The 26,807-nt window shown below is 48.4% G+C and carries 28 protein-coding genes and 1 riboswitch; of the genes, 24 read left to right on the plus strand and 4 right to left on the minus strand.

Annotation, left to right across the window (positions count from 1 at the left end):
- Positions 1-28: 28 nt before the first annotated feature.
- The 6 genes from ACFO8Q_RS20185 to ACFO8Q_RS20210 all read left to right on the plus strand — a co-directional run bounded on the left by ACFO8Q_RS20185 (position 29) and on the right by ACFO8Q_RS20210 (position 6,230).
- Entirely contained in the window at positions 29-1,024 is a 996-nt protein-coding gene (locus ACFO8Q_RS20185; RefSeq protein WP_380028426.1) for a ketol-acid reductoisomerase, read from the plus strand.
- A 96-nt stretch (positions 1,025-1,120) separates the two neighbouring features.
- Entirely contained in the window at positions 1,121-2,689 is a 1,569-nt protein-coding gene (locus ACFO8Q_RS20190) for a 2-isopropylmalate synthase (RefSeq protein ID WP_380028428.1), read from the plus strand.
- A 229-nt stretch (positions 2,690-2,918) separates the two neighbouring features.
- Positions 2,919-3,299 (plus strand): PilZ domain-containing protein, encoded by a 381-nt coding sequence (locus ACFO8Q_RS20195; RefSeq protein WP_380028430.1) that lies wholly within the window; start codon positions 2,919-2,921, stop codon positions 3,297-3,299.
- 163 nt (positions 3,300-3,462) lie between these two features.
- A riboswitch (SAM riboswitch) is annotated at positions 3,463-3,578 on the plus strand.
- Between the two features lie 70 nt (positions 3,579-3,648).
- Positions 3,649-4,662 carry a methionine ABC transporter ATP-binding protein gene (locus ACFO8Q_RS20200; protein ID WP_380028432.1) on the plus strand — a complete coding sequence of 338 codons (1,014 nt, stop codon included), beginning with the start codon at positions 3,649-3,651 and terminating at the stop codon, positions 4,660-4,662.
- On the plus strand, positions 4,663-5,328 hold the full coding sequence (locus ACFO8Q_RS20205) for a methionine ABC transporter permease (RefSeq protein WP_380028434.1): 666 nt from the start codon (positions 4,663-4,665) through the stop codon (positions 5,326-5,328). It abuts the gene before it with no gap.
- 74 nt (positions 5,329-5,402) lie between these two features.
- Positions 5,403-6,230 carry a MetQ/NlpA family ABC transporter substrate-binding protein gene (locus ACFO8Q_RS20210; protein WP_380028436.1) on the plus strand — a complete coding sequence of 276 codons (828 nt, stop codon included), beginning with the start codon at positions 5,403-5,405 and terminating at the stop codon, positions 6,228-6,230.
- A gap of 76 nt (positions 6,231-6,306) precedes the next feature.
- Here ACFO8Q_RS20210 and ACFO8Q_RS20215 read toward each other — a convergent pair whose 3' ends face one another.
- The 3 genes from ACFO8Q_RS20215 to crcB (ACFO8Q_RS20225) all read right to left on the minus strand — a co-directional run bounded on the left by ACFO8Q_RS20215 (position 6,307) and on the right by crcB (ACFO8Q_RS20225) (position 7,839).
- Entirely contained in the window at positions 6,307-6,897 is a 591-nt protein-coding gene (locus ACFO8Q_RS20215) for an RNA polymerase sigma factor (RefSeq protein ID WP_380028439.1), read from the minus strand.
- Positions 6,898-7,039: 142 nt separating this feature from the next.
- Positions 7,040-7,381, minus strand: a complete 342-nt coding sequence (crcB, locus tag ACFO8Q_RS20220; RefSeq protein ID WP_380028441.1) for a fluoride efflux transporter CrcB — start codon at positions 7,379-7,381, stop codon at positions 7,040-7,042.
- Positions 7,382-7,419: 38 nt separating this feature from the next.
- Complete coding sequence (gene crcB / locus ACFO8Q_RS20225) at positions 7,420-7,839, minus strand: fluoride efflux transporter CrcB (protein WP_380028443.1); 420 nt, start codon at positions 7,837-7,839, stop codon at positions 7,420-7,422.
- A 148-nt stretch (positions 7,840-7,987) separates the two neighbouring features.
- Between crcB (ACFO8Q_RS20225) and safA the strand changes: the two genes are divergently transcribed.
- The 6 genes from safA to ACFO8Q_RS20255 all read left to right on the plus strand — a co-directional run bounded on the left by safA (position 7,988) and on the right by ACFO8Q_RS20255 (position 15,071).
- On the plus strand, positions 7,988-9,013 hold the full coding sequence (safA, locus tag ACFO8Q_RS20230) for a SafA/ExsA family spore coat assembly protein (RefSeq protein WP_380028445.1): 1,026 nt from the start codon (positions 7,988-7,990) through the stop codon (positions 9,011-9,013).
- 159 nt (positions 9,014-9,172) lie between these two features.
- A complete protein-coding gene (gene nadE, locus ACFO8Q_RS20235; RefSeq protein ID WP_380028447.1) occupies positions 9,173-10,102 on the plus strand; it encodes an NAD(+) synthase in 930 nt (309 codons plus the stop codon).
- 104 nt (positions 10,103-10,206) lie between these two features.
- Positions 10,207-11,820, plus strand: coding sequence for a spore germination protein (locus ACFO8Q_RS20240; protein WP_380028449.1), 1,614 nt, complete (start codon positions 10,207-10,209; stop codon positions 11,818-11,820).
- Positions 11,789-12,925: a GerAB/ArcD/ProY family transporter gene (locus ACFO8Q_RS20245; RefSeq protein WP_380028450.1), complete on the plus strand. Its 1,137-nt coding sequence runs from the start codon at positions 11,789-11,791 to the stop codon at positions 12,923-12,925. The genes ACFO8Q_RS20240 and ACFO8Q_RS20245 overlap by 32 nt, the downstream gene beginning before the upstream one ends.
- Positions 12,922-14,067, plus strand: coding sequence for a Ger(x)C family spore germination protein (locus ACFO8Q_RS20250; protein WP_380028452.1), 1,146 nt, complete (start codon positions 12,922-12,924; stop codon positions 14,065-14,067). The genes ACFO8Q_RS20245 and ACFO8Q_RS20250 overlap by 4 nt, the downstream gene beginning before the upstream one ends.
- Before the next feature lie 251 nt (positions 14,068-14,318).
- Positions 14,319-15,071 (plus strand): YebC/PmpR family DNA-binding transcriptional regulator, encoded by a 753-nt coding sequence (locus ACFO8Q_RS20255; RefSeq protein WP_380028454.1) that lies wholly within the window; start codon positions 14,319-14,321, stop codon positions 15,069-15,071.
- A 27-nt stretch (positions 15,072-15,098) separates the two neighbouring features.
- Here the strand turns inward: ACFO8Q_RS20255 and ACFO8Q_RS20260 are convergent, their stop codons facing one another.
- On the minus strand, positions 15,099-15,245 hold the full coding sequence (locus ACFO8Q_RS20260) for a hypothetical protein (RefSeq protein ID WP_380028456.1): 147 nt from the start codon (positions 15,243-15,245) through the stop codon (positions 15,099-15,101).
- 182 nt (positions 15,246-15,427) lie between these two features.
- On the opposite strand from ACFO8Q_RS20260, the gene ACFO8Q_RS20265 reads away from it, so the two are divergent.
- The 12 genes from ACFO8Q_RS20265 to tgt all read left to right on the plus strand — a co-directional run bounded on the left by ACFO8Q_RS20265 (position 15,428) and on the right by tgt (position 26,781).
- Positions 15,428-16,435 carry a CobW family GTP-binding protein gene (locus ACFO8Q_RS20265; RefSeq protein WP_380028458.1) on the plus strand — a complete coding sequence of 336 codons (1,008 nt, stop codon included), beginning with the start codon at positions 15,428-15,430 and terminating at the stop codon, positions 16,433-16,435.
- A 109-nt stretch (positions 16,436-16,544) separates the two neighbouring features.
- Entirely contained in the window at positions 16,545-17,042 is a 498-nt protein-coding gene (gene ruvC / locus ACFO8Q_RS20270; RefSeq protein WP_380028460.1) for a crossover junction endodeoxyribonuclease RuvC, read from the plus strand.
- Between the two features lie 41 nt (positions 17,043-17,083).
- Positions 17,084-17,881, plus strand: coding sequence for a thymidylate synthase (locus ACFO8Q_RS20275; RefSeq protein ID WP_380028462.1), 798 nt, complete (start codon positions 17,084-17,086; stop codon positions 17,879-17,881).
- A complete protein-coding gene (locus tag ACFO8Q_RS20280) occupies positions 17,881-18,372 on the plus strand; it encodes a dihydrofolate reductase (protein ID WP_380028464.1) in 492 nt (163 codons plus the stop codon). The genes ACFO8Q_RS20275 and ACFO8Q_RS20280 overlap by 1 nt, the downstream gene beginning before the upstream one ends.
- A 24-nt stretch (positions 18,373-18,396) precedes the next feature.
- Complete coding sequence (gene ruvA, locus ACFO8Q_RS20285) at positions 18,397-19,002, plus strand: Holliday junction branch migration protein RuvA (protein WP_380028466.1); 606 nt, start codon at positions 18,397-18,399, stop codon at positions 19,000-19,002.
- Positions 19,003-19,176: 174 nt separating this feature from the next.
- Entirely contained in the window at positions 19,177-20,181 is a 1,005-nt protein-coding gene (gene ruvB / locus ACFO8Q_RS20290; protein ID WP_380028468.1) for a Holliday junction branch migration DNA helicase RuvB, read from the plus strand.
- Positions 20,165-20,389: a DUF2905 domain-containing protein gene (locus ACFO8Q_RS20295; RefSeq protein WP_380028470.1), complete on the plus strand. Its 225-nt coding sequence runs from the start codon at positions 20,165-20,167 to the stop codon at positions 20,387-20,389. The genes ruvB and ACFO8Q_RS20295 overlap by 17 nt, the downstream gene beginning before the upstream one ends.
- 62 nt (positions 20,390-20,451) lie before the next feature.
- Positions 20,452-21,195, plus strand: a complete 744-nt coding sequence (gene sigI, locus ACFO8Q_RS20300) for an RNA polymerase sigma factor SigI (RefSeq protein ID WP_380028472.1) — start codon at positions 20,452-20,454, stop codon at positions 21,193-21,195.
- A 19-nt stretch (positions 21,196-21,214) separates the two neighbouring features.
- The gene (locus ACFO8Q_RS20305) at positions 21,215-22,276 is read left to right on the plus strand and encodes an anti-sigma factor domain-containing protein (protein WP_380028474.1); all 1,062 of its coding nucleotides are present in this window, start codon (positions 21,215-21,217) and stop codon (positions 22,274-22,276) included.
- Positions 22,277-22,387: 111 nt separating this feature from the next.
- Positions 22,388-24,508 (plus strand): SpoIID/LytB domain-containing protein, encoded by a 2,121-nt coding sequence (locus tag ACFO8Q_RS20310; protein ID WP_380028477.1) that lies wholly within the window; start codon positions 22,388-22,390, stop codon positions 24,506-24,508.
- 65 nt (positions 24,509-24,573) lie between these two features.
- Complete coding sequence (gene queA, locus ACFO8Q_RS20315) at positions 24,574-25,644, plus strand: tRNA preQ1(34) S-adenosylmethionine ribosyltransferase-isomerase QueA (protein ID WP_380028479.1); 1,071 nt, start codon at positions 24,574-24,576, stop codon at positions 25,642-25,644.
- An 18-nt stretch (positions 25,645-25,662) separates the two neighbouring features.
- Positions 25,663-26,781 (plus strand): tRNA guanosine(34) transglycosylase Tgt, encoded by a 1,119-nt coding sequence (tgt, locus tag ACFO8Q_RS20320; protein WP_380028481.1) that lies wholly within the window; start codon positions 25,663-25,665, stop codon positions 26,779-26,781.
- Positions 26,782-26,807 lie beyond the last annotated feature (26 nt).

Below are 26,807 nucleotides of genomic sequence, written 5' to 3' on the forward strand. Positions count from 1 at the left end.
TCTACTAGTTTGGGAGAGGGATCAGATTATGAAAATGTACTATGAAAATGATGCCGATTTAAAATTCCTTGAAGGGAAAACAGTTGCGATCGTAGGATACGGTTCACAGGGCCATGCACAGGCTCAGAACCTTCGCGATTCAGGTGTTAAAGTGATTGTAGCCGGTCGTCCCGGGAAATCATGGACACAAGCGCAACAAGATGGATTCGAAGTCATGTCGGTTGCTGATGCAACAAAGGTGGCCGATGTGATCCAAATTCTTATGCCGGATGAGCGTCAAGCGCAAGTGTACCGTGATGAAGTTGCACCGAACCTGCGCGCAGGACAAATGCTTCTTTTCTCACATGGTTTTAACATTCATTTTGGTCAAATCACTCCTCCGGCAGATGTCGATGTTGCCATGGTTGCTCCAAAGAGCCCTGGACATCTGGTACGCCGGGTATACACACAAGGCGGCGGCGTTCCGGGATTAATCGCGATCCATCAGGATGCAACCGGAAAAGCAAAGGATATTGCGCTTGCTTATGCAAAGGGTGTTGGCTGTACACGTGCAGGTGTGTTTGAAACAACCTTCCGTGAGGAAACCGAAACAGACCTGTTCGGTGAACAGGCTGTACTCTGCGGGGGCGCTACTGCACTGGTGAAAGCCGGTTTTGAAACCCTGGTGGAAGCGGGATATCGTCCGGAAATTGCATACTTTGAGTGTTTGCACGAACTGAAACTGATTGTAGATCTTATGTATGAGGGCGGCATGGCAAGAATGCGCTACTCGATTTCCGATACGGCGGAGTTTGGTGATTATGTCACTGGTCCCCGGATCGTAACCGAAGAAACAAAGAAAGAGATGCGTAAAGTCCTGGAAGAAATCCAACGCGGTGAATTTGCAAAGAAATGGATTCTTGAAAATCAGGCAGGTCGTCCTTTCTACACCGCCGTTAAGAACAAGGAAGCTGAGCACCCGATTGAACAAGTGGGCAAACAGCTCCGTGAAATGATGAGTTGGATCAACAAGCCATCTAACTAAAAGGAACCCCCATCAAAAGTGGTGCCAAGTGCAGCGCTTTGATGGGGACTTATAAAAAATGGGAATCGAAAGACAAAAAATTAAGGAGGGAGATTTATGCGCAAGATTGAGATATTTGACACCACTCTTCGCGATGGGGAACAATCCCCTGGTGTGAGTCTGACACAAGAAGAAAAACTGGAGATTGCCCGTCAGCTGGCTCGACTTGGTGTCAATATCATTGAGGCTGGTTTCGCGGCTTCCTCCAAAGGAGATTTTGAATCGGTACAACGAATTGCAAATGAAGTTCGAGGGGTCAGCATCTGCTCCTTGGCACGTTCCACAGAGAAGGATATCGATCAGGCGTATCAAGCGCTAAAAGGAGCGGAGCATCCACGAATTCATGTGTTTCTGGCAACTTCTCCGATTCATATGCAGCACAAATTGCGGATGACACCGGAGCAAGTGTTGGAGCAAGCGGAATTCGCTGTTAAGTTGGCACGCAAATATGTACCCGATGTTGAGTTTTCTGCTGAAGATGCGGGACGTTCCGATCTCGATTTTCTTGTAAAAGTGGCTGAAGTTGCTGCGAAATGGGGAGCATCGGTGTTCAACATTCCGGATACGGTCGGGTATTTGACACCGGATGAATATGGACAGATATTCAAGTACATCCGTGACCACGCATCAGGTGCGGATAAATTGAAATTGTCGGCTCATTGTCATGATGATCTTGGAATGGCGGTTGCCAATTCGTTGGCTGCCATTTTGGCAGGGGCTGATCAGATCGAAGGCGCGATTAACGGAATCGGTGAACGGGCGGGTAATGCGGCGATCGAGGAAGTAGTGTTGGCTCTTGCTACTCGACCAACTATTTACCAGGCCACAACCAGCCTGGATCTTTCCCAGATTGCCCGTACCAGCCGATTGGTATCGAAACTGACCGGTATGGTCGTGCAGCCAAATAAAGCGATTGTCGGTGCCAATGCGTTTGCTCATGAGTCCGGTATTCACCAGGACGGAATGTTGAAAGAGAAATCCACTTATGAAATCATTCGTCCGGAAACCGTGGGAATGGCAGATACGAAGCTTGTTCTGGGTAAGCATTCGGGCCGCCATGCATTCAAAGACCATATCGCGTCCCTCGGGTACGATCTTGATGGTGAGGCTTTGAACACAGTATTCCGCAAGTTTAAAGATCTTTGTGACAAGAAGAAGTATGTAACGGACGAGGACATTCTGTCCCTGCTCCTGGAATACGAAGTTGATACTTCCAAGCTTTCGTATCGTTTAGAATTCATGCAGGTATCCTGCGGTACACACGGCGTTCCGACAGCAACCGTTGGGTTAATCGATGACGAACAAGGTCTGCTGCAGGAAGCGGCTGTTGGAAACGGGGCGTTCGATGCGATCTCCCGTGCAATTGATCGGATTACCGGGGAACAGGTGGAACTGCTCCATTACCAGATCGACTCGGTAACTGGGGGACAGGACGCTCTCGCGGAAGTGAGAATTCAAATTCGGCAAGGTGAGATTGTCAGCAATGGGCGAGCCACTTCTACGGACACGCTGGAAGCGGGTGCCCGGGCCTATCTGGATGCTGTTAACCGATTAATTATGAAACGCATGGATACTTTCGGCAAAGATTATCGACGGATGAAAGAGAAGGCTGATCTCCACGCCTAAGAAGATTTTTGCTACCAAAGTCCTATCTGCATCCCAAGCGCTTTCCCCTTCTGCGGAAAGTGCTTGTTTGTTTTTTAAAGGGACCCCTTGTCCAATCAAAGAAATTAAAAATAGGACTGAAGTACCTAGAGTCGTCGAACCTCTCTGTTATAAATTATTAACACCATTTACAGGTGCAATTGAAGAATTTGGTATTGGGGTTTCGGGGGAATACGGGGAGGACACGAGTATGCAGCAGAGGGAATTTTATCGTCTGAATATCACCGCTTTTTGTTCGCTTCGTTTGCGTAAATTGGGGGCGAAGCAGCTGCCTTTCGGGGATGAGTTCGAGGTGGAAATTCAAAATATTTCGGGTGGCGGGCTTTGCTTCCTGACGGATCGCGATTTGCCCATCAGCGAAGTTTTGGTATGGCAATTTCAGATTGATATTCCGAATCATGAAATCAACGTTTACGGTCAACTAGTTTGGAAACAAGCAGAAACGGAAGAGATGTTTCTGTATGGAGTAAAATTCCTTTTCTTCAAAGAAGATGAGCAAAGGAATCTGATCTCAAAAATTAATACTCTCCAAATACGTCGTAAGCAAGCGGAAAAGTACGCAGCATGGTAATCGAAATATTTTCCTGAAAAATCCTGCAAATTAATTTTTAATAATTGCGGGATTTTTGATTTTTTTGTTTCATTTTTTTGTATTGACTTTATCTTTCTGGGTACGATATACTCGTTCTTGTATTTTTAAAATGATAAATTGAATACAAATGATTTGGAAATTCTTCTTATCAAGAGAGGCGGAGGGACAGGCCCAATGAAGCCCGGCAACCGGCTCATCCTAATGATGGGTGTCGCGGTGCCAATTCCTACAAGATCGTTTGATCTTGACAGATGAGGAGGGGCGCTGGATACAACAACCCTTTTTCATTCTGTGAAAAGGGTTTTTTTATTGAACGGAGGTGAAACGGATGATTCTGCTGCAAAATCTTTATAAAGATTATCAGGTGAATGGGAAACTGGTTCCTGCTTTGCGCGGAATCGATCTTTCGATAGAAAAGGGAGAAATTTTCGGTGTGATCGGCCATTCCGGGGCGGGAAAGAGTACACTGATTCGCTGTATCAATCTGTTGGAGCGTCCGACTTCCGGGAGCGTAGTCGTGGATGGTGTGGATCTGACGGCTTTGGAAGATCGGAAGCTGCAGGAACAGCGCCGACAAATCGGCATGATTTTTCAACATTTTAACCTGCTTTCATCTGCCACTGTCGCGGAGAATGTGGCGTTCCCGTTGAAACTTGCCAAACGGCCCAAGGCGGAGATCGAGCGCAAGGTATCGGAGCTGCTGTCTCTGGTCGGTTTGGAAGGACATCGGAACAAATATCCGGCTCAATTGTCCGGAGGGCAAAAACAGCGTGTCGGAATTGCGAGAGCATTGGCAAACGATCCTAAGGTGCTGCTGTGTGATGAAGCGACATCTGCGCTTGATCCGCAAATAACCAACTCGATTCTTGCCTTGCTGCGAGATATTAACAGGAAACTCGGCATCACTATTGTATTGATCACACACGAAATGCATGTGATCCGTTCGATTTGTGACGGGGTCGGAGTGATTGACGGAGGGAGAATTGTTGAGTCAGGAAAGGTCGTCGATGTATTTTTGAAACCTCAGCACCCGACAACGCGGGAATTTGTCGAGCAAGTGGCTGACTCGGTGGAACTGAGAGAAACGGTGGCACACGAAAAATCTTCCGGTGACCGAATCATTGTCCGCATCACTTTCCTGGGCGAGCAGACTTACCGGCCGATTTTATTCCAAACCATGATGGAAACCGGTACTTCGTTCAATATCCTGCAAGGTACGATTTCCCGGATGAAAGATACACCCTACGGTCAACTGGTCGTGGAATTGGATGGCGACGCCCAACAAGTCAATTCGACCATTGAAGCATTGCGCCTGCGTGGGCTTGATGTGGAGGTGATCTAGTTGGAATTGACATTCGAAAATTTGGATTGGGCAGAGATTGGACAGGCAACCATCGATACGTTGATTATGCTGGGGCTCTCGGGATTCTTTACCGTTTTGATCGGGTTGCCGCTGGGAGTGTTCTTATTTTTAACTTCACGAGGACAGCTGCTTGAAAATCGGGTATTCTATTCAGTTACATCTTTTGTTGTAAATATCCTGCGATCGGTGCCGTTTATTATCCTGATGATCCTGCTAATCCCGTTCACCAAGCTGGTTGTAGGGACTTCAATCGGCGTGGAGGGTTCCATTCCGCCGCTTGTGATTGGCGCGGCCCCGTTTTTTGCCCGGTTGGTGGAAACTTCCCTGCGTGAAGTGGATCGCGGAGTCATTGAAGCGGCCCAATCAATGGGAGCCTCAAACTGGCACATTATTTGGAAAGTGCTGCTGCCTGAATCCCGCCCGGGCCTTATCGCGGGAATCACGATCACTACGGTGGCACTTGTCTCCTACACAGCCATGTCAGGGGTAATTGGTGGCGGAGGACTGGGAGATTTGGCCATTCGTTACGGATATCAACGCTTCCAGACAGATGTCATGATTGTCACGGTTCTGATCCTGCTTGTGTTGGTTCAGATCCTCCAAACATTCGGAGACAGATTGGTTCTTCGCTTCAGCAGAAAATAATCGCAGGCAAGGTCGCAAAACGATCTTTCCATAGAGAAAAAATGAATCGCAAAAATTGAAAGGGGAAACTGGAAATGAAAAAATGGCTTGTTCCTGTAGTATCACTTACGCTTGCATTCTCGTTGGCAGCGTGCGGCAAGAAAGAAACTGCACCGGCTCCTTCCGCCGGCGGCGAAAACAAAGAAGTTACTTTGAAGGTAGGAGCTACCGCAGTTCCTCATGCGGAAATTCTGAAGTTTGTCCAACCGAAACTGAAAGAACAAGGTGTGAACCTGGAAATTAAAGAATTCAACGATTATGTACAACCGAATGTACAAGTATTCGAAAAACAATTGGATGCAAACTTCTTCCAGCACGTTCCTTACCTCGAACAGGAAAACAAAGACCGCAAAATGAACCTTGTAAAAGTCACAGGGGTTCATATTGAGCCGTTCGGCGCATACTCAAAGAAAATCAAGAAAATCGATGATTTGAAAGAGGGCGCAACAGTAGCGATTCCAAACGATGCCACTAACGGGGGCCGTGCGCTTGCGTTGCTTGAGAAGAGCGGTGTAATCAAGCTGAAAGACGGAGTTGGCATTGCAGGAACTGTGAAAGACATCGTAGAAAACAAGAAAAACGTAAAGATTAAAGAACTGGAAGCTGCTATGCTGCCGAGGGTGCTCGGGGAAGTGGATCTTGCGTTGATTAACACCAACTACGCTCTTCAGGCACAACTCGTTCCGACCAAAGATGCGCTCGTGATTGAAGATAAGCAGTCGCCGTATGTGAACATTTTGGTTGCCCGTCCTGACAACAAAGATTCGGCCGCAATGAAAAAGCTTGCAGCCGCTTTAAACACTTCGGAAGTGAAGAAATTCATTGAAGACAAGTATCAGGGTGCGGTCGTACCGGCGTTTTAATTAAATAGTGCGTTTAAACGATTGGGACTGTTTTTCGCAGTCCCTTTTTTGATGGACTTGAATCAGTTCGTCGAACTCAGGATTCAAGGGATTTGTCACTGAAATCACCGCCTCCCCCTTCTGCCAGTTTTGTTACCTTTACTTTTAATTCCAGCTTGGCTCTGTGAATTCGTGATTTTACTGCCCACGGGGAAGTCTCCAGGGCTTCTGCAATTTCTTCATCCTTTAGGCCAAGATGATACTTTAGCATAAGTACCTGCTTGTATTCGGGCCTCAATTCAGAGATGCACTGCCTGAGCATATCGGTCACGAATCTTGCTTCCACAATCTCCTCCACAGGAGAACCAAAATCAGGGATTGAATTCTCATTCTCTATAAAGGCGTCATCAATTGCCAAATCGTTTCGTTTTTTTGCCTTTCGGAGGAAGTCCAAAGCGGTTTTGGATGCAATCGCCCCCAACCAGGCACCCATTTTTTCTCCGTCTTTCAGAGTATGCATCTGTTTGAAAGCCTTAATAAACGTTTCCTGCACAATATCTTGGGCGAGATGAGGGTCTCGTGTCATGAAGTGGGCGGTTGTGTAGACGCGGGGGTAAAACATTTCAAATAACACTCGTTCAGACTCTCTATCTTGTTTCATTAGCTTGCTTAACAACCATTGTGCCATGTTCCATTCCCCCTCCCTTGTTGCCCCTGTCTATCAGAGGTATAAGGGATCTTCCGTAATTTGGATAATATCTAATGGTATTCGATGGGGGGACGGAAAATCCTTTACCGATTTCCATAATGGTTAAAAACTGGGATCCGCTTCATATATAAAGGCCCAGCCAGCATGCAACAAAGCCGGTCGCCACCGATGCAAGCACGTAAGATAGACCGCGTTCCCATTCTTTTGCCTGTAACATTTGAACCGTCTCATAGCCGAAAGTGGAAAAAGTGGTGAAAGCCCCAAGGAATCCGGTCCCCAGGAGTGACCACACGGAGGGGGCAGTCTGAAGATTTGCAAGAACCCCCATTAGGAAGGAGCCCGATGCGTTAACAAAAAAAGTGCCGATAGGCCAACGTATGGGCAGCTGTTTCATCAGCCAGATTCCGGCTTGCCATCTTACAATCGCTCCGAATGCTCCTCCGATTGCCACTAAGCTCCACATTTTCAGAACCTCCCGATTAAGAATACATCGAATCTTCATTAGCTTGGGGACCGGTTGCCTTTATCCGCCTCCTCGTTTGGCATTCGCCCGGACAGTTTGCGGGCAAGTACGGTCGCGGAATAGCATGCGGCAAGTCCTGCAGCCAAACTTGTTAGAACATACAAAAACCCGACAAGAACATGCCCGCCGTTCAGAAGAGTGAGAACCTCCAAAGAAAATGTGGAGAAAGTGGTAAAGCCGCCCAGCAACCCGGTGGCCAATCCCAGGCGAAGGGCGGCAGGGATTGTTCTATGTTCCGCCATTTGGTAGAAAAAACCGATGATGAAACAACCGGTTAGATTTGCTGCAAAAGTCGGCCACGGGAAGAGTGAGTCCGGCGGAGCCGGAAGAAACAGGGAGAGTGCATGGCGGCCCAAGGCCCCAATTGCGCCTCCGACAGCCACCGATAACAGATTCATTTTGCGTAACTCCTTTATAAAGCGGTTCTATTTGTAATTTATTATACCGGGATTCCCGACAGATGCCCAATTTTTTCATTTTCATGGCAAATGCCCGCCGGGCGCATATACTGCAAGTGATATTTGACTAAAAGGGGAGGACGCCGGGTTGAAAGTTCACGTGGTCCAAAAGGGAGATACATTATGGAAGATTGCCAAAATGCACGGGGTACCCTTAGCCTCTGTTATTGCAGCGAACCCTCAAATTGCCGATCCGGATAAAATTAATGTCGGAATGAAAGTAAATGTTCCAACGGAGGGGGAAAACGTTGCAAGTCCAACTCCGGAAGTTACACCTGGTCTAGGTCACGCGGGGACACTGCCGGGTGCCGAGATGCCATTCGAACCAATTCCAATGCCGGAGGGGATGAACATGACCAAATATGTGGTCCAAAGCGGAGATACGCTGTGGAAGATCGCAAAGAAAACAGGCCATTCTCTTGCCAGTATTATTGCGGCCAACCCGCAAATCCCGAATCCCGATATGATCATGCCGGGACAAGTAATTAATATTCCGACCCATCATCATGGCGATATGACTGGAATGCCGGTGGGACCCGGGCTGAGTCCAAAAGAAATGATGACGATGCCAAAGGCAAAGATGACAGAAATAAAACCTATCAAAGCCGCACCAGTGCCGCCTGTACCTATGCCGCCTGCACCTATGATCCCGCCCGCCCCGATTCATCATGAAATCGATGTGACGATGCTTCACTATCATCCGCAATACCATGTAGAATTGAAGCCATATGCCAAAAAACATCACGTCACCAAGCCGATTCCTATGCCGGCACCTAAGCCCGCCCCGGTTCCAACGACCGCACCTGTATTTTTTCCGCCACCTGTGTACGGTCCGTGCCCGCCGGGAACCTATCCGGCGATAATGGATGAGTGGGGAAATCTATATCCTTATCCGGTGTTTCCCCACATAATGCCTTATATGATGCCCCCCTATATGTTCCCCCCGATGCCAGTACCGGCTCCCGGGATGGGTATGGCGCCGAGCGGACTGCCAAGCGGACTGGGGCCAAGTGGTTTTTCCCCACAATCTGCACAAGATTGGCAGAAAATGTTCCCCTCCACACCGAAGATGACCCGTGGAGAAGAGGGAGCCGAAGAACCATCGGAAGAGTGAAAATACAAAGAAAGCACCCCAACACCGAAAGACAAGAATGTTCTTTCGGTGTATTTTTATTCAATTCTTGTTTTTCCGGAGAGGAGAGGTATACTGAAAAGGAAAAGAATTTCTGTCATGTCAGGATTGATTACATACGTGTAAGGAGATGCTGCAAGCATGGAGACGAGAAAAGTGGTGAACGTAATCAGCGGGGTCAACAGCCCCAGCTATGGACTTGTACAGAGTGAGGAAAACGGCACATTGGTGTGCACATTGTCGGGTGCCCATTTTTCCAAAGGGAGTGTTAGGGTTCCACTGGAAAATGTGCGATGGATGGAAGACGTTCGGGAGGGTGTCGCGCAGTATACGATCGACAATTTGGTTTGGTGGATTCGTGAGCGAATTCATGAAGCGAATGCAAAAGGTGTTATCGTAGGAGTGTCGGGTGGAATTGACAGCGCGGTTGTATCGGCCCTCTGCAAAAAGGCGTTTCCAGAGCAGTCGTTAGGATTAATCATGCCTTGTAACAGCATTCCGGAGGACCGTCAGTTCGCAGAAATGGTGTGTACTGCAATTGGACTGGATTTTAAAGTGATGGACTTGTCGGAAACTTACAATGTAATGATCAAAACCGCTCAGTCCAGTGGTTTGGTGGGAACCGAATCCCATCCTCTCGTAGGTGGGAATTTGAAAGCCCGTCTGCGTATGTCCACTTTATATTTGGCTGCGCAGGAGCGTGGGTATTTGGTGGTTGGAACCGATAACGCACCTGAGAGTGTAACCGGGTATTTTACCAAGTACGGTGACGGAGGGGTGGATATTCTGCCGATCAGTTCTCTCTTGAAGAGGCAGGTTCGGGAGATGGCACGCTATCTCCATATTCCGGAGCCGGTGATTAAGAAGCCCCCCTCGGCCGGTCTTTATGAGGGGCAAACGGATGAGTCGGAAATGGGACTCCGCTACGATGATATTGATGATTATATAGCCGGGTTGGAAATACCGGAGGATGTGAAGCAAAAGATTCAACTGATGGAAGCGAGAAGCCAGCACAAGCGCGAACTTCCGCCGTCCGCTCCAAAAGAAATGAATGCCTTGTTTGTGAAATAAGCAAAAAGGATGCCCTGGGTCAAGGGCATCCTTTTTTATTAAATTTATAGGCAATGCACATACTACAAAAAAGCAATAGTTTTCCAAACAAAGGATGATTTGGCTTGAACATCCGCAAAAAAATCAATCGAAAAAAAGAGCAGGTGCTCGCCGAGCGATTGGAACAAACGACCACGGCTTATGAAGGACAGCCATTGTCAGGTTCTTTGGATCAGGATCTGGAAAAGGTCCGAAACGTACTCGGCGAAAGCGACGATGTGATCATCAGGGAATTTGAAATCTCGCGTCCGCGGAAACAACGTGCCGCCATTGTGTATATTGACGGGCTTGTGGATACGAAGTTGGTTAATGAATTTCTCCTGAAACCATTGGTAAGTGATGCGGGTGCGGGTTCCGGTTCTGACGAAAACGAAGAATCGGATTTGCTCAAACGCATTCCAATGAGTGAAGCCAGATTGATAAAAGATTTTCGGCAGTTAATCAAAGCGGTTCTCTCCGGGGATACAGTCTTGCTTCGAGAGGGCGGGGATCCCCCGTTGTCAGTGTCGTCGAAAGGGTGGAAAAAACGGGGGGTGGAAGAGCCGCTGAGCGAATCGGTGGTAAGAGGACCCCGCGATGCTTTTACAGAAACGCTTCGCATCAATACTGCGCAAATCAGGCGCCGGTTGAAAGATCCGAATCTGCGGTTGCAAGGCATCAAGGTTGGCAAACGGACCGATACCGATGTTGTTGTTGTTTATATTGAAGGAGTAGCAAATCCCGATGTTCTGAAAGAAGTCCAGGAACGCATCAAAAGAATCGAAATCGATGGAGCATTGGAAAGCGGATATATAGAACAGTTTATCGAAGACCACCATTGGTCGCCCTTTCCGCAGATCCAGAATACCGAACGGCCGGACAGGGCGGCTGCCGCTCTCTTGGAGGGGAAGATCGTCATTTTGGTTGACGGAACACCTTTTATCATGATAGCTCCCGCAACGTTTACTCAGTTTTATAACAGCCCGGAAGATTATTACGAACGGTTTTTGATTGCTTCGATGATTCGTTCCATCCGGCTGATCAGCATGTTCATGGCGCTGCTGCTGCCGTCGCTTTATATCGCTTTTTCCTCTTTTCATCCGGAAATGATACCATCCAAGCTTGTGATTGCCATGGCGGCCGGACGAGCGACTGTGCCGTTTTCCTCGATTATTGAAGCCTTTTTGATGGAGATCACGATGGAGATTTTGCGGGAAGCCAGTGTTCGTTTGCCCGGTCCCGTCGGACCGACCATTGGCATTGTGGGGGCGTTGGTGGTGGGTGAATCGGCCGTCCGGGCCGGGATTGTCAGTCCGGTCATGGTTATCATTGTGGCTCTGACAACGATCGGTTCGTTTGCCTCTCCCAGCTACAGCGCTTCCATCGCCCTTCGTATGCTGCGGTTTCCACTGATGTTGTTCGCCGGAACACTGGGGCTGTATGGCATCATGCTGTTCCTGATCGCGATTACCATTCATTTGTGCAATCTCGAATCATTCGGCATACCCTATTTGTCTCCTATGGCGCCGCGACGCGTTACCGGATGGAAGGATACCTTCTACCGCACGCCTCTGTACCAGATGGTAACACGGCCGCCTTCGACGATGTCTGTAGATCCAAAACGTGTGATTCCTTCGACCGCAGAAGGAGTCAAGAAAGGAGAGTCCGATGAACAAGCCGACACTCCCGATCAAAACTGATCGGCTCACCCAGAGCCAATCTATGTCGATAATTACAAGTACGGTGATTGGCGTTAGCGTATTGATGTTGCCCCGCACGGCTACACAGTTTGCGTTTCATCAAGGATGGATTCCGATCGTGATCGGTTTTTTGGTGTCTCTTGCAGGAGTTTGGATCATGACCCTACTTTGTATTCGGATGCAAGGCAGAACATTCGCGGTTTTTGTATCCCATGTATTAGGGCTCCCTCGACATACGTGGATTGGGAAAGTGCTCGGCTTCCCGATCATAGTGATTTATGCGGGGTACTGGCTGATGTTTACAGCAATGGCGGCCCGTACATTTGGTGAGGTGGTTGTAACTGCGGTCTTAGTCGATACTCCGCTTGAAGTCACGGTCGCCAGCATGCTGTTGGTTTCTTTGTACCTCTGCTTAACAAAAGACAAGGTTGTCTTTCGGGTAAACGAATTTTTATTTCCACTGATGGTGGTGCCGCTTTTGATCCTGGGGCTTTTAGCTTTGCAAAAAGCGAACTTCATCCGTTTATTGCCTTTGTATCCGCTGGAAACCAAAGGCATTCTCAATTCGCTCCATGGCGCCGTAATAACCTACTTAGGGTATGAAATCATTTTGCAGTTTGCTCACCGCCTGTCCCCTGAAACAAAGTACATGCGAGCCAATCTGTTAGGCGTGGGGTTTGTGGGATTGGTGTATCTCTTGATTGTTGTGGCAGGGATCGTAACATTTGGCCATGAAGAACTGCAGCGGCTTACATGGCCAGCCTTGGAATTGGTCAAAACGGTCAATGTCCCCGGACTGATCCTGGAACGGGCCGAAGCGGTGTTTATCGGGGTTTGGGTGGCTGCCGTCTTCACGACGGCAGGCAATTATTTGTATGCGGGCAGCCGTTTAATTTGTGATGCACTGGGAATTCGCAAGACTGCCTACCTCTCGATTGGATTGATTCCTGTCCTCTATGTGGTTGCCATGTACCCGCGCAATCTGTTCGATCTGTTTGCCGCCCTTAATCGCCTTTCATGGCCTGGAATCCTTATAGGGATCATTATCCCGCTGATCCTGTTAGGATTCACAATGATTCGATCCAGAGGGGCAGAATCGCGATGAGCCGGCTAGTTAAAATTCTCATTACGGTTCTCATGATCGTTTTCAGTGTTACAGGCTGTTGGGATCGCCGAGAATTGGAACAACGGACATCGGTGGTTGCATTTGCTGTCGACGTAAACGAAGACAATCCGGAACTGATTGACGTCACCATCCAGATTCCCATACCCATCAAGATCGTTGGTGCCGGAGGCGGAGGAGGCGGCCAGGGAGGCAAGGAAGCGGTTCGGGTGATATCCGGTTCAGGCCGTACGGTCCTGGATGCGATGCAAAATATTGAAAAACGTCTCAATCAACAGCTGTTCTACGGACATACCCGAATCGTCGTTCTCAGCGATAAAATAGCCAAAACGGACATTGCCGATTTTATGGATATACTGCGACGCTCCCCGCAAGTACGCAGGTTGTTGTGGCCGATTATCGTTCCGGGAAGGGCTTCCAAAATACTGGATGTGGATCCCAAGCTGGAGCAGATCCCGATGATGTTTATCAAAGAAATGCTGGAAACGGGTGCAAGAGACAAGGTGATGCCGGACATCTCGCTCGGTGAATTCTTTATTTCTCTTTCCGATACGTCCGTTCAGCCAATGATGAATCTTGTTTCGATTACCAACAACGGCATGAGGTGGTCTGGAACGGCAGTGTTTAAAGAATCAAAAATGGTGGGGCAGTTAACAGAACCTCATGTATGGGCCTATATGAACTTGCGTGATAAAAAACCGGGCGGCGAAGTGGTGGTTCCCTGTTTCGATCAGTCGAACCGTTTCATGGCGTTTCATCCCCGGGACGTAGCTACAAAAGTCAGGATAGAACACAGAGGCGGACAAATTCACGCGACTTACGATGTTCGAATGGAGGGAGACATTGTCGAGTCGGAGTGCAAAATTGATTTCAACAATGAAGCGGTCATCAATAAGGTTCAGGAAGCAACCGCCAAAGTATTGGAGAATCGTGCAAACGAGATGATTCGGCACGTTCAAAAAGATCTCCAAACGGATGTCTTGGGTCTTGGATTTCTCGTACGGGCCAGGCACCCGGAGCTTTGGCGGACGATACAATGGGATCAGGAATTTCCCAACGTGAAAATTGATGTAATTTACAAAGTGAATATGCGCCGATTCGGCATGAGCATGGGGAAGGAATAGGTGCTTTCGGGAAGATGCTGTCGGCCAATTGTTACAGAATTTTGAACAACCGGCCGATCGACACAATTTGACGGTTTTCTGTGTCGATACGCCCCGGTTTGTCGAGAGATATGAATAGAAAAATTGTTGTTTCTGATGTATACTGTCAACGGAATCGAATGAGAAGTTTAAGCAAAAAACCAAACCTTTGACCATTTTTCTCGCCCTATGCTAGACTGGGAATGGAACATTCTCAGTGAGGTGCAATACAAATGGCAGGACATTCGAAATGGAAGAACATTCAACATAGAAAAGGCAAGCAGGATGCGATGCGCGGCAAACTGTTTACAAAGATTTCGCGGGAAATCTTCAGCGCCGCACGATCGGGGGGCGGAAATCCGGATACCAATTTCCGTTTGCGCATGGCGATTGATAAAGCACGGGAAGCAAATATGCCCTCCGATAACATCCAACGGACAATTGATAAAGCACTCGGGAACATTCCAGGCGTCACATATGAAGAATTGGTGTACGAAGGTTATGGTCCCGGCGGCGTCGCCGTGATGATTGAGCTTTTGTCCGATAACCGCAATCGGACAGCGGCTGAGATCCGGCATATATTTACGAAGCGCGATGGCAACCTGGGAGAGACAGGTTGTGTGGGCTGGATGTTTGATCGGAAGGGCGTATTAACGGTTGAAAAAGAAGGATGCCCGTTCTCCGAAGACGATCTCCTGATGATGGCACTTGATGCTGGTGCACAAGATTTTCAATCGGAAGACGATTATTTTGAGATTACGACCTCGCCGGATGACTTTGCTTCCGTACAAGAGGCACTCGTTGGCCAGGGGATAAAATTTGATGAAGCTACCGTAACCTTTGTTCCGCAGAATACGGTTGAACTTCACGGAGAAGACGCTAAGAAAATGCTCCAATTATATGAAGCATTGGAAGAACATGATGATGTTCAGGCTGTGTATGCAAACTTTGAAATCTCGGAAGAAGAGATGGAGAAGATCGGATAAAACAATAAAGGGTAACCGAACCTCCGGTTACCCTTCTTTTTCTGTTTGGTCATTTTTTGAGGAAGAATGATCCTGGTCTGTTCCTTCTGACATGCTTTCTTGTATCGCGATTATGGTTAATCCGACGCCGACAGTAGATGCCAGCAGGAATAGTGCCATAATGTTCGGATCCAAACCAATCACCTTCCTCTCAGGCACCAAACCGGGAGTTAGCAGAAGTCTCTCGCTTGGGTGCCGCTTGTGGGATTCACTCTATAAGACGTTGCAAGCACACAAAAAGTTTCAAGTTTATCCAACTTTTTTTGGCGCATGCTATACTGAATTTTAGACGAATTGTACTTCGGGGGGCGAAACGGATGGAGCAAATCGATCAAAGAATTCCGGCGACGATACTGACAGGGGCGTTAGGCAGCGGCAAGACGACGTTGCTGAATTATATTTTGCAGGAGAACCACGGTCTCAAGGTTGCAGTGATCGTCAATGAATTTGGAGAAATCTCGATTGATCATCACCTAGTGGTTGGGACCGACGAAGAGGTTGTGGAACTCGCGAACGGTTGTATTTGCTGCACAGTACGGGAGGACTTGCAGCAGGCCGTTGAAAAAATTCTCGAACGTGAGGACCGTCCGGAATATTTACTGGTTGAGACCACCGGTTTGGCTGATCCCCGTCCGGTGGCACAGACATTTTTGATTGACGAGCTCAATGAGCAGGTTCGCTTGGATGCGATTGTGACCGTCATCGATGCAAGCCGATTTTCTGAAAATCTGGAACTGAGCGGTACGACAACAGACCAGATTCTGGCGGGGGATATCCTGATCCTGAACAAAATCGATCTCGTTTCGTCCGAAACGGTAGGAAAGATCAAAGAAGAACTCTATGATCTCAATCCGGCAGCCCGCGTCTTGGATACGGTGAATGCACGCGTCGATCTTCGACTGCTTCTGGATGTCGGGATGTTTCAATTGGAAAGGCTGTTTGGCGGGGGCTCGGAAGGAGAGCTGCTGATGCTTGAGGATTGCCCGGATTGTGCATTCGGGGTGGAGCACAATCATTTTCACAGCCATTTGCAAGACGATGAAATCAGCTCGGTATCTTTTGCTTCTGACCGGCCTCTCGATTATGACCGGTTCGGGGAATTTATGGGAAATTTGCCGGGAGGGATCTTCCGCGGCAAAGGGATCCTCTGGATCGAAGGGTATGACGAAAAGTTGATTTTCCATCTCGTGGGTGACCGAAGTCAGGCTGTTGCCAACGGAGAATGGGGACGTGAACCTCGCTATACTAAACTGGTTTTGATCGGAAAGCGCCTGAATCGGGATGACATTCTATGCAAATTGGAAAGTTGTCTGGTAAACGTGTAGACAATTTTCCTGTAAGGCAACAGAGTTGCCAAGTGGTGCTTTAAATGGGTCCCCTACAGGAAATGTATGTTCGCATAGCGAATAGTTAGGGAGAAGGGGGCGGACCTGCATGCGGATATTGGGAATCGACCCGGGGTATGGCCGGACAGGCTACGGGGTCGTGGAAACAACAGGAAATCGGATTCGCCCGCTTGAATTTGGTTTGATTGAGACAAGCAGCAAGCTTTCCATGGAAAAGAGGCTTTTGCAAATTTACGATGCATTATGCGAAATTATCGATCGTCGAAAACCGGATTCTCTTGCAATCGAGGAGCTTTTTTTCAGCAAAAATGTGACCACCGGAATCGGGGTCAGCCAAGCACGAGGGATCGTGTTGTTGGTGGCTGCGCAAATGGGATTGACCGTAGCGGAATATAAACCGATACAGATCAAGCAATCCATTACAGGGTACGGGAAAGCGGAGAAACAGCAGATTCAGGAGATGGTTCGTATGTTCTTGGGGCTGCAGGATGTTCCGAAACCGGATGATGTAGCTGACGCGTTAGCGGTAGCGGTTGCACATGCTCATACTGCGCCCTTTTACTCGAAAATAAAAAGTAACCCGTGATGTCATTCGCCAATCGAAGTTAATGAATAGGGGTAAGTGATATGAAACAATATCTGGATTTCCTGAAAACTGTTCTTGAAGAAGGTGTACTTACAGAAGACCGGACGGGGACCGGAACCATTTCTACCTTTGGGCAGAAAATGGTTTTTGATTTGAAAGAGGGGCTTCCGGTAGTTACAACAAAAAAAATCCACCTGCACAGCGTAATTCATGAATTGTTATGGATGTTCGTTTTAGGCAGCAACGATGTTTCCTATTTGCAAGAAAACGGTGTTCGCATCTGGAACGAATGGACTGACGAAAAAAATACGATTGGCAAAGGGTACGGATATCAGTTCAGAGGATGGGAAGGTTCGAATGGAGAAAGAATTGACCAAGTCGAAAGGCTGATTCACGACTTGAGAAATAATCCCTACTCGCGCCGACATATAATCACCGCCTGGAATGTTGCACAATTGGACGATATGCGTCTTCCACCCTGCCACATGATGACACAATGGTACGTGCGGAATGGTGAATTATCCTGTCAGCTCTATCAACGGAGCGGAGATTTGTTTTTAGGCGTTCCGTTTAATATTACTTTTTACGCCATATTGACTCATATGTTGGCACATGTGACGGGATTGGGAGTTGGAAAACTTCATCATGTAATCGGGGATGCTCACATTTACGTCAACCATCTGGAACAGGTTCAGCTGCAGCTGACCAGAGAACCCCATCCTTTGCCGAAACTGTGGTTAAATCCGGAAGTACAACACTTCGATGATTTCACGTATGACGACATCAGAGTTTTGGACTATCAACATCACCCACCAATCAAAGGCAAGGTAAGCGTGTAATGACTATTTCAATGATTGTTGCAATGGACAGCAAGAGAGGCATCGGCAAAAACAATCAATTGCTATGGCATATTCCGGAAGACTTGAGATACTTTAAGAAAGTGACAACAGGGAAAACCGTCGTGATGGGACGCAAAACCTATGAATCCATTGGACAACCGCTGCCCAATAGAATCAATATAGTACTTACTAAAGATATGAACTTTAAGCCGGATGGTTGTCTGGTATTTCACTCGATAGAAGACCTTCTGTCTTCCAAATATGCAGAAGAAGAATTATTTATTGTTGGCGGGGCTGAAATTTACAAACTGTTGCTGCCGATGGCAAACAAACTTTATATCACCAGAGTGGAAGGAAACTTTGATGCAGATACCTATTTCCCCGAATTTGACAGTCATGGTTGGGAGCTTGTATCGACAACAGACCAAGCAGTGGATTCCAACAATCCCTACGAGTATCGCTTTGAAGTGTACGAACGAAAGGGACTATAAAGAGCAGATCGAGGTGTTGAATCTGTGATAGCTTTTGTGGAAGGAATTGTGGAGGACGCGGCGATCGACCACATCGTGCTAAATGTCAACGGACTTGGCTATAGGGTGTTTGTCTCAGGTACAACTTCCTATTCGATTCAGCCCGGTTCCCGTCAACGACTGTTTACGCATCAGCATGTCCGTGAAGATGCGATTGTCCTGTTTGGTTTTAAGACCAAACAGGAGCGGGATCTGTTCGTTCGGCTGCAAAATGTTTCGGGGATTGGTCCGAAAGCGGCCCTAACAATTGTCGGAGCTGCACCGATTGGGGATGTAATCGAGGCCATTCAAGGGGAACATGTCGATTTTTTAAAAAAGCTGCCCGGAATTGGTCAAAAAACGGCCCAGCGGCTGATTATCGAATTAAAGGACAAGCTGGAAGACTTGGGTATGCCTGGAGGGGCAGGAATCCCGGTGTATACGGGAGCTGTTTCCCCGAGAGGAGATGGCGAGCTGTTTGAAGCGCTCTTGGCCCTCGGCTATAATGATAAAGAAGCGCGCGGAGTCGTCAGAGTGCTTGCGAAAGAGATTGAGGAAGGTGCTGCGTTAGAAACGCTTATCAAGAAAGCGCTCCAGCATCTCACGAGGTAGATCGAATCTCACCAACAGCCATCTGTTAATGGGTTCCGGGTCCCCATCCTCAAGCATTCGGCATCATGTGTATATTACGGGCTCCCGCCAAAGTACTCGGAATATGCAGCACAGAATTTCGTCACTTTGGTGGGGGGGTGCATTGCTTCACGTCACTTTGATGGGAGTTAGGTTATGGAAGAGCGGATTATATCAGCACACTATATGGGAGAGGACGGAGCGCTTGATTCACTCCGCCCTCGTTATTTAAACGAATACATTGGGCAGAACCAGGTGAAGGAGAATCTGGGAGTATTTATTCAAGCTGCGAAGATGCGCAACGAGGCACTGGATCATGTACTGCTCTATGGCCCGCCCGGACTTGGAAAAACTACCCTGTCAAACATCATTGCCAACGAATTGGGTGTGAATATTCGGATCACCTCCGGACCTGCGATTGAACGACCCGGTGACTTGGCCGCTTTGTTGACCAATCTTCAACAGGGAGATGTGCTGTTTATCGATGAGATCCATCGGTTAAACCGTACAGTGGAAGAAGTTCTGTATCCGGCAATGGAAGATTATGCGCTTGATATAATAATCGGAAAAGGGCCGAGTGCCCGTTCCGTACGTTTGGATCTTCCGCCTTTCACGTTAGTGGGAGCGACCACCCGGGCCGGTCTTTTATCGTCGCCTTTGCGGGATCGGTTTGGAGTGGTGAGTCACCTGGATTATTACACGGTCGAGGATCTCTGCCGAATCGTGATGCGGGCCTCCGATATTCTGCAGGTAAAGATCCTGCCTGATGCGGCCGAGGAGATTGCAGGCCGATCACGTGGAACCCCGCGTGTGGCGAATCGCCTGCTTAAAAGGGTGCGCGATTTTGCACAAGTCCGGGGGGACGGAATTATTTCGAAAGAAATGGCGGTATCTGCTCTCAAGCTCATTCAAGTGGATGCGTTGGGATTGGATCAGGTGGATCATCAACTGCTTCTGGCGATTATTGACAAGTTTCAAGGCGGCCCGGTCGGGTTGGATACGCTTGCGGCTACTATCGGAGAGGAACCGGATACGATTGAAGATGTGTATGAGCCGTACCTGCTGCAGATCGGGTTTCTGCAGCGGACTCCGCGGGGGCGGATTGTAACCAATCGTGCCTATGTGCACTTTGGGAGGACTCCGAATGAATCTGGTAGCTAAGACTTTGCTTCTGATAGGAATCGCTTTTATCGTTCTGGCATTGCTGTGGCAGGTGGGAGGCCGCTGGCTGGGTCAGCTCGGCAAACTCCCCGGCGATATTGTAATAAAAAAAGATAATTTTTCATTTTATTTCCCGATCGTGACGAGTATCCTGATCAGCGTTGTGTTAACTTTGATTTCTCTTTTGTGGAACTCTTTTCGCAAATAAGCAAAGAATACCCCACAAAACATCCGCTGGTCTCGAAATCTATAACAAGCGAGGTGGAATGGGTGTCGATTTTACCGTTCCGTCGCAAGAAAACGGATGAGTACTCAGACTTGAATCAACTGATCGAACTTGCCCAAAAAGGGGATCCGTACGTACGTAACAAATTGCTGGAAGACTATATACCATTTATTGCTAAAAGTGCTTCGCAGGCTACCGGCCGCTATATCGAACCGGGAGTGGACGATGAATTCAGCATCGCACTTTCCGCTTTTAACGAAGCAATTAATCGGTACGACCTTGAAAAAGGGGCCAGCTTCCTCGGATTTGCAGATACCGTGATCAAGCGGCGCTTAATTGATTACTATCGCTCCCAGTCCGCTCGGAAAAAAGATGTTCCATTCAGCGATTTTGATATGGACGACGGCGAAGATAATATAGTCAACTATGTGGAAATCCAGAAATCGATGGAAGTTCATTCGCAAGAATTGGATACAATCAATCGTCAAGAGGAGATCCTTCGTTTTGGCCAGTTATTATCCGAATTTGACATAAGCCTGGAGGAGCTTGTCGAACTGTCTCCGAAACACGCAGACGCCAGACAAAACGCCATGGATGTAGCCCGAATCATTGCGGAAGATCAGGAAATGCGCGACTACTTGCTGGAGAAAAAATCACTTCCCTTAAAATTGTTGAGTTCCCGAATCAGTGTGAGCCGCAAAACGGTAGAGCGACAGCGGAAATATATCATCGCGATCACTCTGATATTGATTGGCGAGTTTGAGATGCTTCAGGATTACATTCAGTAGAGTCAGGGGGTGGGCAGACATGCGAGAACAAAAAGGTGTCATCATGAAACTATCCGGTTCTCATGTGATCGTGATGACCGCAGATCGACAGTTCCTCAGGATCCCCATGGAAGAGGGAATGAGAATCGGTCAGGAAGTCAAGTTTTCCGAGGTCGTGACAAAGCAGTCTTTTGGATGGAAAAAAATCGGACGGATCGCTGCGTCTCTTGCTTTGGCACTCGGAATTTGGCAAATGATGCCGCTTTTTCAACCGGATTCGGTATCCGCCTATGTAGCCATTGACATCAATCCAAGTTTGGAGCTTGCCGTAGACAAGGACAGGGAAGTTTTGGAAGCGACTGCTTTAAACAAAGACGGAGAGACTCTACTTGTCAATTTGAAACTGAAAGGGAAACCGATACAACAAGCAGTCAACGAATTGGCTGCGGAAGCTGCGAAAAAAGGATACGTGAAATCGGATGGAGAGATTCTTGTCACCGCAGCGAATGCAGGCAATTATCAAATGGACATCAAAGTATTAGAAAATGATGTCATGATGTCTGTTCAAGAAACGTTGAAACAAAACGGTCTCTTGACAAATGTCGGAGGGGTTGTCGTTTCGGAATCTGTCCGCGAAGAAGCATTGAAATTAGGACTCTCTCCCGGTAAATATGCTTTGTATCTGCAGGCGAAGGTGAGCGGGATTGAAGTTACCGTGGATGACCTCAAGCAAAGCTCGGTGTCAGCCGTGGCGAAACAGCACGGACAGGATATGAAAGAAATCGTGCAAAGCATGAACGGCGACAAAAAACTTGATGAACTTTTGGCAGAACTGCAAGAAAAGAAAGTCGGCATCTTCCCGCAAGAGGATGATAAAAAGAACAACTCAGACAACAAGAATCACAACAATCAAAAGCCGCCTGGCTTAATGGATAAAGACAAGGAAAAAGCGAAAGAGAAAGAAGAAAAAGCTAAACCCAAACAAGATGACAAGACGAAAAATAAGAATGATCACAACGATCATAGTTCCATGCAGCCGGTTTTGCCGGCTATTATTAAAGAAGTGGATAAGCAAATCTTTAAAGAGGGAAACGGCAATTGATCGTTTCCCTCTTTGTTTTACTGTTCCTTACGTAGAAATGGCAATTTTGGCAGGAGATTGCCTGTATTTGTCGAACTGAGAAATGTATAACTACCTTGCAAGGAGAGAACCATGCAAACCCAAAAAAGAGCTATGTGGCGGAAATTGTCAATCGGTGTCTGTAGTCTGTTGTTTGCCGGAACCTTAATGCCGGGAGAACTCCTTCCGCATGCAGGTGCCGTCAGCGGGTCGGATCCGATTCGGGTGGCGGTCAGTATCAATTCGGACAAATACAATAATACTTTTGATACTGTGAGTCTGACTGGGAGATTAGGTGAACTTTTCGTAGGATTCAACACGAATTCAGGGTTTCGATCAGTCTATCAGGTACCCAAGGACAAAAGCATTCGCGGTAGTTTGGATAACTTTTATGTAATTGCGGGTGAAGTGAACAGTTGGCCGGAAGCAGCGGCGATTCGGGACAAACTGACCGCAGCCGGTTTAACAAGCACCATTTTTGTTGAAACACGGGCGGGCCGAAAATTCTATCAAGTAGTGAACGGTTTCTATGAAACTTTAACGGAAGCTCAAAGTGCAGCGAACTCCACCGGTCGGACAGGACTTGGGACCAAAATTGCCGGTTGGTACCGTTTACAAGCGGGAAGCCATTCAACCTACGATGCCGCAAAACAAGGGGCTGACTCCATTCGGGCACAAGGATATGACGCTTATGTGAGTGCCCGCCAAACGGCTGCCGGGGTTAACTCCTATGAAGTGTGGGTCGGCAATGGGGCAAGCTCGGCAGAACGGGATGCTCTTAAAAATGAACTTGCCGGGAAAGGGATTGCATCCGCACCGGTTGATTATACCAGCAATTATGTTCTTTTCAAGCAGGATGCGGTTGGAGCCGAGACAAACGTAAGCGATCATCTGTTTATTGAATCAACCAAGCAGGAAGCTGTCTTTCAAGCGAACGGAAGCCCTGGTGCAGTACGATTTGAAGAAAAAGGGATTACGTACCGGGGACAATTGATTCTTCGGGGATACAGACAGCGCCTTGCGGTAGTGAATAAACTTCCGTTGGATGACTACTTAAAAGGAGTCGTTCCGCGGGAGATGAGTACCGGGTGGCCTTTGGAAGCGTTAAAAGCCCAAGCGGTCGCCGCCCGTTCCTATGCGGTCGGGCAGTCCCCAACCAAATGGGGAATTGCCCAGGTGGATGACACGGTTTGGGAGCAGGCATACGGCGGTTATACATGGGAAAAGACCGATACAACCCAGGCAGTGGATACAACCCGCGGCCAAGTCCTAATGTATAATAATGGAACTCCGAATGATTCCAGTGACGATTCAGTGGTGAACACCTTTTTTTCCGCTACGCATGGTGGCCGTTCAGCTGACGGAACCGAAGTTTGGGGAAATGCAGTGCCTTATTTGCGGCCTGTCGACAGCCATTGGGATATGATTTCGATTGAGATTAACAGAGAACCGGATTGGCACCGGGTAATGCTTCCAAGCGGAATGGTCGGATACGTCCGTCACGATTTTGTGTCCAAAACGGGAAACAAAAACAGTGTCGGACTTGAAGAAGGACTTATTTTGGCTGAAACGAATGTTCGTCCTCTCCCTGACATATCGCGAATTACCGGCAGAGTGATCGGAACGGCCCAGCAAGGAGAGCGGGTTCTGATCCTGGAAACTCGCAAAGAGTATGATGATTCAGCGTGGATGAGGGGATTCTCGGCAGCAGAGCTTCAGAATAAACTGGGATTGTCGAGTCCTGTCACTTTGTTAACGATTGCCGAGCAGGGCCCATCCGGACGAGTCCGCTCCGTTTCGGCAAACGGTCAAATAATCCGCCCGAGGACAGGGGACGAAATTCGTTCGGTGTTTGGGGTTACGAGCACATTGTTTTCGATTGAGCAAACAGGGGAATACACCGTATTGGGGGCCAATGGACGAACAAGTTCCTACCCGGCTGCGAAAATGCAGGGACAAATCCTGCACGCAGTCTCAGGAAACGGAACGGTATCACAAGCCAATGGAAGCGGCGATTCTTTTATCATGATCAACAACACGGGCAAAACCCGGGTGGCGACAAAAGATCCAGCCTATATTCTTTGGGGCGGAGGCAATGGACACGGACTCGGAATGTCGCAGTGGGGCGCATATGGAATGGCAAGGGAAGGTTATAAGTACGACCAAATTTTGAAACACTATTATTACAATACCTATCTGACACCGGTTCAATAATGTTTACGCAGGGCGTGTGAGACATACGCCCTAGATGTTTCGTAGGCTGGTAAGGAGAGCTGTGAATGCTTGTTGAGGAATTTGATTTTGATCTGCCGGAGGAGTTGATTGCCCAACATCCCCTGCAGGAAAGAACTGCTTCGAGGCTGCTGGTTCTGCATCGTCAGACCGGATATTTTGAACACCGGATGTTCACTGATTTGCTTGATTATTTGAACCCGGATGATTGTCTGATCCTGAATGATACCCGTGTCATTCCCGCGCGATTGTACGGGCGCAAACCGGATACGGGTGCGCAGGTGGAGTTCCTGTTATTGAAGGAAAAAGGGCCCGCTACGTGGGAGGTCCTGGTTAGACCTGGCAAGCGGCTTAAGCCTGGTGCCAGAGTGGAGTTTGGGGATGGCCTTCTAAGAGCGGAGATTTTGGATATTACTGAAGAAGGCGGCCGAATCGTACGGTTTCAATACGAAGGTCTCTTTTACGAAGTGTTGGACCGTTTGGGAGAAATGCCGCTTCCGCCCTATATTTCGGAACGATTGGAAGACGCTGAACGGTACCAAACCGTGTTTTCGCGGAAAAAAGGTTCTGCCGCCGCCCCTACGGCGGGATTGCATTTCACGGAGGACTTTCTTCGACAGATCCGGGAGAAAGGTATTGAAACAGGGTTTGTAACCCTGCATGTCGGACTTGGAACGTTCCGGCCAGTAGCGGCCGAGAGTGTTGAAGAACACAAGATGCATGCGGAATATTACGAATTCCCGGAAGCTGCCGCGGAACTGATCCGGAAAACGAGGGAACGGGGCGGCCGGGTAATTGCTGTGGGAACCACCGCATGCCGGACTTTGGAAACGGTGGGGAGCCGGGCTGCACAAGAGCGGGGATCCGCCTGTAATGACAAGGAAGAAATTGCTGCCCGCTTGCGGGAATCCAACGGGTGGACAGATATCTTCATATACCCCGGCTATCCATTCAAAGTGGTGGATGGGCTGCTGACCAATTTTCATCTGCCCAAATCCTCGTTAATTATGCTGGTATCGGCTCTTGCCGGGCGGGATCAGGTCATGCGCGCCTATCAGGAAGCTATTCGGGAACGCTACCGATTCTTTTCTTTCGGGGATGCGATGTTGATTATTTGACCGTTTGGGAGGAAGCCAATGGCTGTTCGATATGAGTTACTGACAACAGATAAACACACAGGGGCGCGCAGGGGCAGATTGCATACGCCGCACGGAACGGTTGAGACGCCAGTGTTCATGCCGGTCGGAACGCAGGCCACAGTCAAGACCATGAGTCCCGAAGAGTTGAAGGAAATCGGGGCGGAGATCATCCTTTCCAATACATACCATTTGTTTTTGCGACCCGGTCATGATTTGGTACAAGAAGCTGGTGGCCTTCATTCGTTCATGAATTGGGACCGGGCCATTTTGACCGATTCGGGCGGATTTCAAGTCTTTTCATTGTCGGATCTCCGAAAGATCACGGAGGAAGGGGTGGAATTCCGATCCCATTTGTCGGGAGAGAAGCTGTTTCTATCTCCCGAGAAAGCAATCGAGGTGGAAAATGCGCTCGGTGCGGATATCATTATGGCGTTTGACGAGTGTCCGCCTCATCCGGCCAGCCGGGACTATTTAAAAGACTCGTTGGAACGCACCACACGTTGGGCAAAGCGGTGCAAGAAAGCACATCGGCGCCCTCATGACCAGGCCCTTTTTGGCATTGTACAGGGCGGGATGGAACGGGACTTAAGGGAGCAGAGTGCAGCAGAATTGATGGAGCTTGATTTTCCCGGCTATGCGGTCGGGGGCTTGTCGGTTGGAGAACCGAAGCCAATAATGTATGAAGTGTTGGAGTTTACAACTCCTCTGCTGCCAAAAGACAAACCGCGCTATCTCATGGGGGTGGGATCGCCGGATGACTTGTTTGAAGGGGTGATTCGCGGGATTGACATGTTCGATTGCGTACTGCCTACACGCATTGCCCGGAATGGAACCTGCATGACATCCGTCGGGAAAGTGGTCATTCGGAATGCAAATTACTCACGAGACTGGGAGAAGCTTGACCCGAACTGCGACTGCTACACCTGCAGGAACTACTCACGTGCCTATATTCGTCACCTGATTAAAGCAGATGAGATATTTGGCTTGCGGTTGACGAGTTATCACAACCTTTATTTTCTTGTCGATTTAATGCGAAAGATTCGGCTTGCCATAGAAGAGAATCGTCTGCTAGAATTCAAGAAGGAATTTTATTCCCAATACGGGTATGATTCTTAACCAAGGAAGACAAGCCCAAAGGAGGA

This window comes from Effusibacillus consociatus (assembly GCF_042652925.1).
In the GTDB taxonomy this organism is placed as follows: domain Bacteria; phylum Bacillota; class Bacilli; order Tumebacillales; family Effusibacillaceae; genus Effusibacillus; species Effusibacillus consociatus.